Origin of the sequence: Bifidobacterium parmae (assembly GCF_002860365.1) — a bacterium.
In the GTDB taxonomy this organism is placed as follows: domain Bacteria; phylum Actinomycetota; class Actinomycetes; order Actinomycetales; family Bifidobacteriaceae; genus Bifidobacterium; species Bifidobacterium parmae.
Genome location: NZ_NMWT01000001.1, coordinates 197,990 through 210,943 on the forward strand (window position 1 = coordinate 197,990; position 12,954 = coordinate 210,943).

Genomic DNA, 12,954 nt, shown 5'->3' on the forward strand with positions numbered 1-12,954 from the left:
AGGGACAACGATGACGGCATTGAATCTTGCGATCGATGGTGAGATATGCGTGAACGGCAAGTGCAGGCCGATGACGCAGCAGGAACTGTGGATTCCCTTCGCGATCATTGGTGGGGTGTTCCTGTTCATCATCCTGATCGTCGTGCTCATCGTCGTGGTCGTCCTCCGCGTGAGCCGTGCGAAGACGAAGGGACGGGCCACCGGCAAGGTGAGTGTCGGCACCACGTATGCGTGGCCGGCGAAGACCGTGAAACGCATCGCTGGAGCGGTGGGCGCGCGCTATGAGCCGACCATCGGCGACCAGGGCGCGTTCAAGGCGTCCAGCGGCATCGACGCCACCGCATATTCGAACTCGATGCGGGTGAACATGCGTACCGACGACCATCTCGCCGAATACGCGGCGAACGCCGGACTCGCGTTGCCTCCCGTGCCGCCCGTCACGACCGGCGTGAACCGGTACGTGTTGAACTGGATGGCCGTGCCGCGCCCGTACGGCGGACTTCAGGCGTACACGCTGCGTTACGACAAGCCGGTGCGTGTCGGCATGGATTTCCATCCAACCGCGTTCATCGTGGACATGCAGTTCAACGGGACGAATCCCGCCGCGTTCAGCGCGGACGAGACGACGATCCGCGAAGGATTCGCGGCGGAGGCCCCGTCGGGACGGCTCTCCTCGCAGGATGTGGCAGGTCACCGCGTGATCGTCGTGGACGAGCCCGACAGCGGCGACGTCAAGACCATGTACGAGATCGTCGGCCGTGCGCTAGGTTGGCGGCCGGACGGCAGGTAACGGTGAGATTGCTCCGGTGCCGGTCGGCCTTATCTCTTGTCTGCGATTGCCGTTTTACGGCAGGCTTGTTGGTAGGCTTCGGCTTGACTGGTGTGCCGGAGGATGCGTATGCGTGTGGCGGCATGCTCGATGCGTGTGAGTGTGGCGGGCGATGCGTCGGTCAGGCCGTGGCGCGCGAGGAGCTCGTTGCGCCATGAGTCGTAGCGTTGCTCGCGTACCACGCGTGGTTTCCTTCGTCCTTTGACCCATGCGGCGGCGTACGTCCAGTCGCCTTCCTCGTAGATGTCGCGCGCCCACGACGCCGTCGGGCGGTTGAACGGGTAGGGACCCGCCGGCAGCGGCGACTCGTCGACCATCGGGTCGAACGTGATGGACTGCCGTCGTTCGCGCGCCTCGCGTTCTCGTTCCGGTGCGGCCAACGCTTCCGCGACATCCGCGTGGAACGCGTCCATGCGTTCCTTGATGCCAGAGGATTCGAATCCGTCGTCGGGCTTGCGCAGTCCGTGTTCTTCGAGCAGCGGGTGGATGTCGTGGTCCATGATCCAGCGGAATCGGCTCATGTTGAACGCGAGGATGAAGGTCAGCGAGACCGCGACCAGAAGTCCCGTCCCGGCGCCCATCAGCAGGATGCTCATCGTAGACGGCTCCTGCGTTCGGCTCCCTCGTGCAGGTTGAAACGCCCTCGCCAGTCCCATGGGCCGACGAAACGCAAAGCCAACAGAATCGGCAGGAATAGTGTCACGCACATCCATATGAGCTCGGCCACCTGCACCATTTTGTAGCCGGACCATTCGAATTTCAGGTTTCGCGCGCTGCTCCAGAACATCTCCGTCAGACATACAGGGAACCAGGATATTCCGATGAGGAACAGTGTGCCGACTATGGGGCCGCCGAACATGTAGCGTAGTTGTGTGGCCGGCATGGAGGAGGCGAACGCCAGCTCCTCGAGCGAGGCCGGGACATAAGTCGTTGCACGGCCGAACACGAGACGGCAGAAGCACCAATACAGCAGGAACCCGACCAGCCACATCGCGACCGCCGCCACGTACGTGTTCCATTCGTTGCGATCCATGGTGATTGGTTTGAGGAAGGCCAGCAGCGTCACATCATCCACCGTGGACGTGTGATGTGTTCCCTTCTCCGGCGCGAGCAGCCGGCCAATCTCATGGATCAGGACCATCAGACCGGGCACGGCGCCCGCGGCGGCGGCTCCGGCGGCGGCTCCGGCCTGCGCCCAGCCGGGGCCGCCGCCGAGATCCAGCACGCGTTTGACGGGCGTCTTCTCCCGCGTGTCCCAGAACACCTGGGCGCCGTCCTCGAGACGCCCCACCAGCACATACCGCATGAACAACACCAACCGCCATCCCTCACTTCCCTGCCCCTGGAAATCGTCCTTGGGCCAATCATACGGTTCATCACCGTCACTGAGGTCCGCCGCGTTGTCGTATGAGCTCATCAGTCACATCGAATGTGGGTACCATCAAGGATAAGGTCGGCGAGATTCGGAAAATCGTGGAATAACGTCGTCCGACGGCGGCGATGACGTACCGGCGCGGATTCGCTTCCATGCCGACAGGTGACAGGTGGTATCGATATGGCGAAACGTTCACGACGAAGGGGCGGGTCTGTGAGACTCAGGGGATTCGGCGCATTGAAGCAGTTCGACGAGGATATGCGGATCGTGTCCGATGCCTCGGGGCGCGTGTTCACGATGACTGGCGTGGTCTGGCGCCTCGCCATGATTGGCGTGCTGGCCGTCATCGACTTGCTGGCTCAGGCGTGGTGGGTCGTGTCGAGTCGCAACGTCGGCTGGGATCCGTGGTGGCTCGGCGTGTTCGGAATCGATTCGGGTGGGTTCGATGCCATATCGTTGGTGGCGGGCGTATTGGGCGTCGCCCCCGTGATCGGCATGGCGCTCATGCTGCCCGTGTTCCTGCTGCCCGGCGTGACATGGTTGTTCCATGTGATGATGGTCGCGTTCATCGGCGGCACGGCGCGGCTTCTGGGCACGGGATTCGGCAGGACGATACTGTACATGCGGGGTGTGCGTGACGGTGTGACCTCGAATTACGGCAGTGGCGTGGCCGGCACGTTGGAGCTGTCGGACACGGTGGCCGGCGCATGGCCGGCGGTCGTGGCGNGCGTCGTATTCACGGTGGTCGCGTTCACGTTCGCATGGATGCCCCGCGGCAAGCGGGCTCCGACGCCGAAGCCGATGGTCGGCGGCGGCATGGCGGTCACCATCGGACTGGTCGGCATCGTGCTCGTGGAGCATGGTTGGGCACCGGTGTCCGGATTGCTGCTGGCATCGGCCGTGGGGCTCGCCTGGGCTTGGTTGCCGGGCGAGGTGCAGCAGGCACGCCAATGTGCGGAGAACCGCGTGGAAGCCTCGTGGATGTGGCATGCCGCATCTTTGATCTGGCTGGAGACGTTGCTCGTCTTTACCGCGATCATGGTCGCGCTTGCCGGAATCTGACCGGTTGATCCATGATGTCAACCGAGGATTGAAAGGGATTGCTATGGATACGGTGATTGTGGACGATAAGGCGTTCCTCTTGCGGCTGGAAGCGCATATGGATGAGGTTGAGGCGCTGCGGAGGTTCACGGTGCCGGTTCCCCCTGAACGGCAGAAGAATATCATCGACCATGCCGCCGAGTTGTTCGGGGAGACATTGTTCGCCGATATGGCGATTGCCGTCGTTGGAAACCGTGACACCGATGCACTGGAGGAATATCTTCGGTTCGTGGATGCCGTAGACTCTACCGTTCGTGCGAAAGGCGTGGTCGGCTGGCTGTTCCGTATGCTGTGGGATGCCGATACCTCCGTCACGGAGACCGTTCGCGAGAGCGAGGATAATAACGAAGTCGCCTCAGCTCGGGGGTATCTTCGCGATGTATGTGTGATGGCAGCGACGATTATGCTGCAATGCCTCGCGGACAAGGAGATATCTACGAGACTGGCTGCATTGTTGCTTGGCGACAGGTATGATGATGTGTTGAGCATCTGGTTGCCACAGGCTGATGTTTTGCTGGATGAGGCAAGCTTTCAACATATGTATGAGGAGCTGGAGCGGCACCGTGCCGTGAAGACGTTTCAGGAGGGTCTCCCCCCCCGTGCCTCTTCCTGTCACCTCGGATGATGTCGATGGGGTCTCTGCGAATGACGGTTCCAATGCCGGAGCCATTCACGGAAAAGGTGCGGATGATTCTCCTGTAGGGGCCTTCCCCGACGAAAAAGAACGGGACGCGTCTCATGGGTTGATGGAGCTTCAGTATGTGTTTGACGCAAATCATGTGATTGACTCCTATAAGTCGTTTTGGCGCAAAGCCAATGAAGGTGAGGCCGACGATACCGATGCGGATATCTGGTCGAACCGTGATTTCGTATACAACCAGTTGGTATCGCTGACCGGAGTCACGCTAATCGCCGAGACATTGGACGTCAGTGTAGATGTTGGAGACAGAGACGTGTTCGATTGCTCCCTGCACTTGCTTGAAGGCTACAAGCGTTGCGTGGAATCGAACGGTATGATCACTCTCCCTGTATACGTGGTGACTACCATGTGTGAGACGCTCGATTTTGAAGACGGTGAAGCGTTCCTCGATAAGATTCGCACGGTGCGCAATGCATGTTTCGATATGGCGGAGGTCGTGCTGGCGCGTGTCCCCGATACGAGCTTGCGCTACGATTTGGCCGTTGCTTTGATGTCGCTTGATCTGGATTCGTACATCAATCAGACTGACCGAGTCCTCTCCGACGGCAAAGACATGTCCGCTGAGCAATCATGAGGCGATCATGGTCGCGCTTGCCGGAATCTGACCATCGGAATCTGTTCGGCGTAAGCTGGCTTGATGGATTGCGGAAGAAACCTGAAAACATGCCGTGATGGGCGTAGTCTGGAGCCATGAAGGTCAAAATCGTGAGGAACCGGCAGGTCGGTTCGCAGACGTTGACGGTGACGGCCACGCGCGGGGAGGAATTCGACTATGCGCGCGCCCAATGGCTGGGCATGGGGCAGATGGCTATGCTTGCCTTCCGTTACGAGGCGAACGACCGTGAGACGCTGTGCTACTACGATGTGACCGGATCGGTTCCATTGCAGGATGCGGCACGCTCCGGTCTGAACGACACCGTGTACATGGGCGCGTTGCTGTCCGCCGCCGCGGTGCTGGGGGAGTGTGAGTCGCAGGGCATCGCCGTCGTCTGCGTGCTGTGGGAGCCCAAACATGTGTTCGTCGGTCCTGACGGCGGCGTGCGGTTCGCGCTGGTTCCGTTGTTCGGCGCGGATGCCGGACGGAAGAACACCGTCCACACCCTGCTCGCGTTCCTCGCCGATGGCCGCCGCGTGCGCATGCAATCGCAGAACGGCATCGGATTGCAGCAGGCATTGGGCGGATTCCTCGCGCAGAACCCCACCGTGAGCGCCGCCCAGTTTAACGGGTTCCTCGCTTCGATGGGACTCATCTCGCCGGTCGGAGCCGGACGATCCTCGGCACGGCCTTCGTTCACGCAGGCATCCTCGCCCACGCAGGCGGCATCCCCGACCATCGCCGCCGGCGCGCGTCGTGCTCCTGTCGACGACGATCCGTTCGGCGCGACCATCGTAGGCGATGCCCCGGGAGCGAACGCCGTCGCCGCGAACGCGCCGGCACAGTCGCCGTTGCAGCAGCTGCGCGGCGTCGCGGACCTAACTGGCGGCACCGGATCGGGATTCACCGGATCGTATACGGGAACCGGCTCCGGTTTCACCGGTTCCACCGGTCCGACCGAATCGTTCGGGCAACGTCCCATGCCCCAGCCCGTCATATCCGATGAGACCGTGGCCTCCTCGTTGCCGCGGCGCACCATGCCGGACTCCGGCCAGTCCGGTGCGGACGAGACCGTGGCATCGGTTCTACCCCGTCATACGCAGCCGACACAGCCGGCGCAATCGACGGAACAAGCGTTGCCGTCTCCTGTGAAGCCGCCGCAGACCGCGGAACCGTCCCGACCCGTCGAACCGGTCGCGACCCCGCAGCCGGTCAGGACGCCCGAACCGGTGCCGTCCCGGCCCGTCGCGCCATCCATGCCGCCGTCGCACGCGCAGACGGCACCGTCGATGCCCGCGCGCGAACCTGCACACGCACGGACGGAGACCACGCCGAATCATGCGTCCACGCCGGAACCTGCGCCGGAATCCACGCCGAAACCCGTGCACATGCCGGAACCCACGCCGGAAGCCGTCTCCACACAAGCCCGGCACGCTCCCCAGCGCGATTTCTCCGCCGTACTCAACGGCGACAAACCGCGCCCCCAGTCCGTCTACAAGCCCGTCATCCGCACCAACCCCGCAGCGCAGACCACCGGCGCCGCCGCATCGCGATCCGACTCCGACAACAGCGAAGGCGAAACCAGCCTATTCGGCGCGACCGAACACGACGGATTCGAAGTGACGCGCCTGCGTGACGGGCGCAGACTCACCGCGACCGGCGCAATCGCGCGCAAAGCCACCATCGGACGCTCCAAGACCGCAGACCTGCACATGGGTGGCAACACGAACGTGAGCCGCATCCACGCCACCATCGAAGTGATGGGCGACGGCCGGTTCTCCATCACCGACAACGACTCCGCCAACGGCACTTCGGTGCGCGGGCGCGAGATGGCTCCCGGCGGCACCGAATACCTCTCCAGCGGCGAGGATTTCGCGCTCGCCGACGACACGTTCGTCATCCGCGCGCTCTAGCCGGTCGCCGCGCGCGAGACCGCGGCGGCATCCGGGCGTGAACGGTGTGTCGGCGGCGGTGTCAGCCGCGCCTGATGACCGCGACGTCGCCGGCGCCGGCGAAGAAGAAACGCACGACGACCGTCGTGCCGCCCGTGACGTTCACGGTACCAGTCTCCCCAAAAGCCATTTCTTGGTTTTGTATGCCGCCCGGGCATGAGCCGCCGTAGCAGAGTTCGCTCCCCACGGTGAAGTCCTTGTTCACACCCGTCAGCGTGGCCGGTTTAAGATTCGACGCGTCGACCGTGATGCTCCAGGATCCGACGTCGGAGGAATCGAACGTGACGGGCAGCTCTCCCAACAGCCTGTCGGTGACCTTGATCACGCCGTCGACGGAAGGGGCATCCATGATGGGGACGTTCACCGTCTGTCCGTCGACGATGATCACGCAGCCGTCGTCCACTGCGAGAATGACCTGCCCCGCCAGATCGAAATCGGGGAGCGACCCGTATTCGCTACGATCGGCGCAGTGGTAACGCTCACGCCAATCCGATACGATTTTCCCTTCCGGCTGCGCCTTCGTGGACTTGCTGTTCTTGGAGTCGTCCGTTGACGTTGACCCTGACTTCGACTTCCCGGATCGTTGCGAGGCGGATGGCTGCCCCGCAGACTGGGAATCGCCCGTGCCGCCGCACGCTCCCAATCCCATGATGATGCAGGCGCTCAGCAACAGCGCTCCGATACGTTTCATGCCTTTCATACCCTTATTTCTCCTGTCTATTCTCGATCCAACGCTCCAATCGGCAACGAACGGAGCGTTCGGCGGAACAACGCCGATGAGGCGATTCTACGGCTTTCATAGGTCGGTGTTAAGCAAGTCAGGTGTCTCCTGACGAAGTCTCTCTATTGGTAAGGAGATATCGGCGGCGTGCCGCCTTTACAATGGGAGGAGAGACGAAGCGGTCCGAGCGGAAGGGGAAAGACGATGAGACGATGCGCACAATGCGGCAACACGGTGCCTGACGGCGCGATGTTCTGCGAGCGATGCGGCGCACCGGTGCCGGGCGGGGTGCCGGCACCGGCACCATCACAGGGGAACGGCTTTGCGGGGGTTCCTCAACCGGGTATCCCGCAGCCCGTCATACCGCAGCCTGCCGTACCTGCTGCCGTACCTGCTGCCGTACCTGTGACACCGTCCGTGCCTACCGTACCGGCGCCGCCGTCCGTACCGCAACCGGCGGTGCCGTCCATACCACAACCGGGAATGCCGGCCGTGCCGGGCGGCTCCGGCACGCCGGTCCCTCCCGGTGACGGCGGCGCACCACGGAAACCGCATCGCGCACGTGCCATCATCATCGTGCTGATCGTCGCGATCGTGCTGGCGGCTGCGGGAATCGGAGGATTCCTGTATTGGCGTCACACGCAGGCCGCCGCGCAACAGGAGACGCAGGCGCAGGCGACGACGAAGAAGAAGACCGCCGCGCAGCCGAAAACGAAGAGGAACGGCACGGAGGAGTCAACGAAACCGAAGGTCAGCGAAGTCACGATGACCGACTTCCAATGCGGCGGGTCAAGCGCCAGCAGGTGGAGTTGGAGTGGTGGCGCCATGGTCTCCAACCTGATCAGCTGCGCGGACGACGGCTACGCCACCGACGGCGAGACCGCATCGAACGGCAGTCAGGCCGGGGGTGAAGGCGAATACTCGTTCGGATTATGGACTCCCGCGCTGAATGCCTCGGAAGTGGTCCACGTTTCGATGCTGGAATCCGGTGAGAAAGCGGAGACCACGCCGATTGTCGCCGCCACATACGGCGACGATCCGGCGGTGTTCGTGATCTACGCGGTCAAGACGAAAGCCGTCGGCACCACTCCCGAAACCGTGCACCTGTACGCGCATGAAGTGAACGTGAATACCGGCGAACTTGGCAAACGCATCGATCTGAAGACCGAGGAGGACAATCTCGCCGACCGCGATCAGGACTATCAGTACGCCGTGATCGGGGCGTCGGACACACGCGTGGCGGTGCAGAAGACATGGCACACGGAGGAGACGTTCACCGTGAACGGCAGAGAGGACAAGGAGCGCGTCGACCACGCGCAGGTGATGGCGTTGACCCATGGCAGGAAGACGGCGACGACGCTGCAGACGTTCAAGGATGAAGGCGCGGTCACCAGCGACAGCGGCGGATACCAGTCGGTCGACATGACCGAGACCGAGGTGAAGGACGTGTCCGTATACGACACGTACCTGGCCACGGTCAAGCGGCCGGGAACGCCCGTCAGCACGAAAACCTACCAGTTGTATTCCATCGACGGGAACAAGAAGCTCGTCGACGTGCCCGAAACGTATTGCGGGCGGTCGTACGGTTGCGGCGCGGATACGATCCGCCGCGTCGGCGACGATCATTGGCTGTTCAACGGCTGGATGGTCGATTCAACCGGTGCCGCGAAGTCGGTGGCGTCGATCGTTGGTGTGAGCGAGGACTCCCAACTGGATCTGAACCAGTTCTCGGACGGAACGGTCTACGTGCAGGCCGTCGATTTCGGCGATGACTACGCCAAACGAATCTTCCTCATCGACGACGATCTCCAATCCACCGAAGTACTCGACAAGGACCAGTGGGGGAGACTGCTGCTCAGCAGCGGCTCGTTCAAAGGCATCAACTATCTGACCGACGAGATCTACGTGCAGACCACGGATGAGAAGATCATCGTGGATCGCAAGGGCAAGTCGGTCGGATCGTTCGACCTGCTGCCGGCCTCGGAAGATACCGCTCACCTCGACCACACGCACATGTCATGGATGCTGTACATGACCGACGACGGCGACTATACGGTGACTCGGGGCCAGTCTCCGAGCAATGCATAGGCATCGTGGTCGGTTCGGTGCAATCCGTGAAGGAACGTGACCAATAGAGTTGGGGGTGGGCGCATTCCAGCGAATGCGCCCACCCCCAACTCTATTATCGACTTCATATATCGGAAACCACCTCAGTCCCGCTGCGCGGGACAGCTCCCGCCGGCAGGCGCAGGGGGCTCACCAGTCGACGAAACCGCTAGATTCTGTCGCGGAAGCCGTCCTGCACGAGATCGGACAGGTCGTTGAGCTCCTCGGTCGGCGTGACCTCCTTCTCGATGTCGTTCAGACCATCGCTGAGATCGGACGAGGGTTGTGAACTGCTGAGGCTTTGGTTTGTTTTGCCTTGTTGTTGTGTGATATGATTTGCCTATGCGTGCGAAGGAATGGGCGGCTCGTGAGGGTTTGAACGAGCAGACGGTGTGGAAGTGGTGCCGTGAGAACCGTATGCCCGTCCCGGTGGAGAAGGCCGGGAGCGTGTGGCTGGTCCACGACCCGAAGTACGAGAAGCCGGATATGCCGGTGGCCGGTTCGCGCGTCGTGTGCTATGCGCGTGTCTCGTCCTCCGATCGGAAGAGTGATTTGCAACGTCAGGCGGATCGGTTGAAGGCGTTCGCCATCGACATGGGGGTCGAGAAACCGGAATTGGTCATGGAGACGGGTTCCGGCGTGGACGACAAACGTCGCAAATTGAACCGCGTCCTCGCCGACCCGACCGTGGGCACGATCATCGTGGAGCATCGGGATCGTCTGGCCCGTATGGACGCGGGACTGGTCGAATCCGCGTTGACGGCGCAGGGGCGGCGTCTTATCGTCGTGGACGATTCGGAGCTTGACGACGACCTGGTGCGTGACATGACCGAGGTATTGACCTCGTTCTGCGCCCGACTGTACGGGCGGCGCGCGGCTAGAACCAAGGCGGAGGCCGCGTTGAGGGCGGCGCATGATGCTTGAGGCCGTCAAGGTGGCGTTGGACCCGACGCCCATACAGGAACGGCTGCTGTCGTCGCACGCGGGAGCGGCGCGGTTCGCGTACAACGCGGGTCTCGCCCACGTCAAAACCGCCATCGAGGCCGGGGAGAAGCCGGAATGGTCCCTGTACGCGCTGCGCCGCTGGTGGAACGCGAACAAGGACACGCTGGCCGTGGATGCGGACGGGAAAACGTGGTGGCGGGAGAACTCGAAGGAATCCTATAACAGCGGGCTCGGATCGTTGGCGGACGCCCTCAAGAACTGGTCGAAAAGCCGCAAGGGCGAACGGAGGGGACGCAGGGTCGGCTTCCCGAGGTTCAAGGCGAAGGACAGCGCCACTCCCCGGTTCGCGTACACGACCGGCAGTTTCGGCCTCGTCAAGGACGACCCGAAAGCATTGCGACTGCCCCGTATCGGCCGCGTGCACTGCATGGAGGACGTGACGGGACGCGTGGACGGGGCCAGGGTGCTGCGCATGACGGTCTCGTGCCGCGCGGGACGCTGGTACGCCGCGTTGACCGTCGAACGCGCCGACCCGACGGCGAAACGAACGCCGAAGGGAGGGGCGGTCGGTGTCGATCTGGGCGTCAAAACGCTTGCCACGCTCTCGGACGGCACCCGCGTCGACAACCCGCACACGCTCAGAACGGCCGAACGCCGGTTGAAACACGCGCAGAAGGCGTTGAGCCGCAAGACCAAGGGGTCGAACAGGCGGCGTAGGGCGCGCGCCCGGGTCGCCCGCATCCACGCGCGCATCGCCGACCGGCGCCGCGACCTGCTGGACAAGCTCACCACATGGCTCGCCGGAACATACTCGGACATCAGCATCGAGGACCTGAACGTGACGGGCATGGTCAGGAACCACCGGCTCGCCAAGACGATCGAGGACGCGTCCTTCGCCGGACTGCGACGCCGACTCGAATACAAGACCATGCGGACCGGCGCGAGACTGCATGTGATCGACCGCTGGTATCCCAGCAGCAAGATGTGCTCGGACTGCGGGAGCGTGAAAGCCAAGCTCTCCCTCGACGAGCGAACCTACCACTGCGAAGACTGCGGTCTGACCCTGGACCGTGACCTGAACGCGGCCATCAACATCATGGTCGCCGGGAGTGCCCCGGAGACCCTAAACGCGCATGGAGGGGACGCAAGACCCGCCGTCCATCAGGATGGAAGGCAGACCCCCGCGAAGTGCGAACCAAGCAGCCGGGCGACCGGCGTCAGACTTGGAGCGGACGGCCGCAAGACCGTCCTGCAAACTAGAACAAACTAGCTTGCAACGGTCGCTCATGAGCGTTCCTTTCGTTATCCTCCTCGCCACGTCATCGGGCGATGATGACGTTCCAACCACCGGGAGGCTGTTTTCAGCCTATCACCGGGCTTGTTGCCAGCCGAGAATCAACGTGCCACCTTGCTCTTGTTCACCCCCTGTTCACTATCTCGTCTCTTTCCTCCGGCTTCGTGCCTCGTTCTTTTTCCATTCCGGTTGTGTCCGCAGTCGTGTCCAATTGCTGAACGGCCGCCGTGGGCGCCGGGCGGCCGCGAGTAACGTCTCGTGCCATGAGCGAAAACACCGCAACGAAGAAGTACACGATCGCCGTGATCCCCGGCGACGGCATCGGCAAGGAAGTGACCCCATGGGCGCAGAAGGCGCTTGAGAAGGCGGCCGAAGGCGTGGCCGAATTCGCATACGAGTCCTTCGATCTGGGCGCCGAGCGCTACCTGCGCGACGGCTCCATCCTGCCCGAGGACGAGGAGGAGCGCATCAAGAAGACCGACGCGATCCTGCTCGGCGCCGTCGGCGACCCGCGCATCAAGGCCGGCATCCTGGAGCGCGGCCTGCTGCTGAAGCTCCGCTTCGACCTCGACCAGTACGTGAACCTGCGTCCGTCCAAGCTGTACAAGGGCGTCACCTCGCCGCTCGCCAACCCCGGCGACATCGACTTCGTCGTCGTGCGCGAGGGCACCGAGGGCCTGTACTGCGGCGCCGGCGGCGCCGTCCGCCGCAACACCCCGAACGAGGTGGCCACCGAGGTCTCCATCAACACCGCGTACGGCGTGGAGCGCGTCGTGCGCTACGCGTTCAAGCTCGCCATGAAGCGCCGCAAGCACATCACGCTCGTCCACAAGAAGAACGTGCTCGTCAATGCGGGCGACATGTGGCAGCGCATCGTCGACAAGGTCGGCGAGGAGTACCCGGAGGTCACGCACGACTACTCGCACATCGACGCGGCCACGATCTTCCTCGTCTCCGCCCCGTCGAAGTTCGACGTGATCCTCACCGACAACCTCTTCGGCGACATCCTCACCGACGAGGCCGGCGCCGTCGTGGGCGGCGTGGGCTACTCCGCCTCCGGCTGCATCAACGCCTCCGACGAATACCCGTCCATGTTCGAGCCGATCCACGGCTCCGCACCGGACATCGCCGGCCAGAACAAGGCCAACCCGACCGCCGCGATCCTCTCCGCCGCCATGCTGCTCGAGCATCTCGGTTTCGACGAGGCCGCGCAGAGGATCCACAAGGCCGTCGAGGCGGACATCGAGGAGCTCGGCTCCACCGTCCGCACCACCGACCAGGTCGGCAAGGACATCCTCGCCCGCATGTGATGCGCAAGTGAGTCACGCGTGACGCG

11 protein-coding genes and 1 pseudogene are annotated in these 12,954 nt (G+C 63.0%); 9 read left to right on the forward strand and 3 right to left on the reverse strand.

Annotation, left to right across the window (positions count from 1 at the left end; translation table 11 throughout):
* Positions 1-10 precede the first annotated feature (10 nt).
* Positions 11-790, forward strand: coding sequence for a hypothetical protein (locus tag Uis4E_RS00765; protein WP_101621343.1), 780 nt, complete (start codon positions 11-13; stop codon positions 788-790).
* Positions 791-819: 29 nt separating this feature from the next.
* Here Uis4E_RS00765 and Uis4E_RS00770 read toward each other — a convergent pair whose 3' ends face one another.
* Positions 820-1,425, reverse strand: a complete 606-nt coding sequence (locus tag Uis4E_RS00770; protein ID WP_101621344.1) for a hypothetical protein — start codon at positions 1,423-1,425, stop codon at positions 820-822.
* On the reverse strand, positions 1,422-2,246 hold the full coding sequence (locus Uis4E_RS00775) for a hypothetical protein (protein WP_101621345.1): 825 nt from the start codon (positions 2,244-2,246) through the stop codon (positions 1,422-1,424). Before Uis4E_RS00775 ends, Uis4E_RS00770 begins: the two co-directional genes overlap by 4 nt.
* A 1,063-nt stretch (positions 2,247-3,309) precedes the next feature.
* Here Uis4E_RS00775 and Uis4E_RS00785 point away from each other — a divergent pair.
* From Uis4E_RS00785 to Uis4E_RS00795, 3 genes are all read left to right on the forward strand, one after another.
* Positions 3,310-3,930, forward strand: a complete 621-nt coding sequence (locus Uis4E_RS00785) for a hypothetical protein (RefSeq protein WP_101621346.1) — start codon at positions 3,310-3,312, stop codon at positions 3,928-3,930.
* Entirely contained in the window at positions 3,905-4,579 is a 675-nt protein-coding gene (locus Uis4E_RS00790; RefSeq protein WP_133125360.1) for a hypothetical protein, read from the forward strand. The genes Uis4E_RS00785 and Uis4E_RS00790 overlap by 26 nt, the downstream gene beginning before the upstream one ends.
* 116 nt (positions 4,580-4,695) lie before the next feature.
* Positions 4,696-6,513, forward strand: a complete 1,818-nt coding sequence (locus Uis4E_RS00795; protein WP_101621348.1) for an FHA domain-containing protein — start codon at positions 4,696-4,698, stop codon at positions 6,511-6,513.
* 61 nt (positions 6,514-6,574) lie between these two features.
* On the opposite strand, the gene Uis4E_RS00800 is transcribed toward Uis4E_RS00795, so the two are convergent.
* A complete protein-coding gene (locus tag Uis4E_RS00800; RefSeq protein ID WP_133125361.1) occupies positions 6,575-7,252 on the reverse strand; it encodes a hypothetical protein in 678 nt (225 codons plus the stop codon).
* Positions 7,253-7,477: 225 nt separating this feature from the next.
* Between Uis4E_RS00800 and Uis4E_RS12380 the strand changes: the two are divergent.
* The 5 genes and pseudogenes from Uis4E_RS12380 to Uis4E_RS00825 all read left to right on the forward strand — a co-directional run.
* A pseudogene (locus Uis4E_RS12380) lies at positions 7,478-7,546 on the forward strand (zinc-ribbon domain-containing protein); the annotation flags it as partial.
* A gap of 210 nt (positions 7,547-7,756) precedes the next feature.
* Entirely contained in the window at positions 7,757-9,361 is a 1,605-nt protein-coding gene (locus Uis4E_RS00805) for a zinc ribbon domain-containing protein (RefSeq protein ID WP_243394260.1), read from the forward strand.
* 360 nt (positions 9,362-9,721) lie between these two features.
* Positions 9,722-10,303, forward strand: a complete 582-nt coding sequence (locus Uis4E_RS00815; protein ID WP_101621352.1) for an IS607 family transposase — start codon at positions 9,722-9,724, stop codon at positions 10,301-10,303.
* Positions 10,296-11,594 (forward strand): IS607 family element RNA-guided endonuclease TnpB, encoded by a 1,299-nt coding sequence (gene tnpB, locus Uis4E_RS00820; protein ID WP_101621427.1) that lies wholly within the window; start codon positions 10,296-10,298, stop codon positions 11,592-11,594. The genes Uis4E_RS00815 and tnpB overlap by 8 nt, the downstream gene beginning before the upstream one ends.
* 287 nt (positions 11,595-11,881) lie before the next feature.
* Positions 11,882-12,928: a 3-isopropylmalate dehydrogenase gene (locus Uis4E_RS00825; RefSeq protein ID WP_101621353.1), complete on the forward strand. Its 1,047-nt coding sequence runs from the start codon at positions 11,882-11,884 to the stop codon at positions 12,926-12,928.
* The last annotated feature ends 26 nt before the right edge of the window (positions 12,929-12,954 follow it).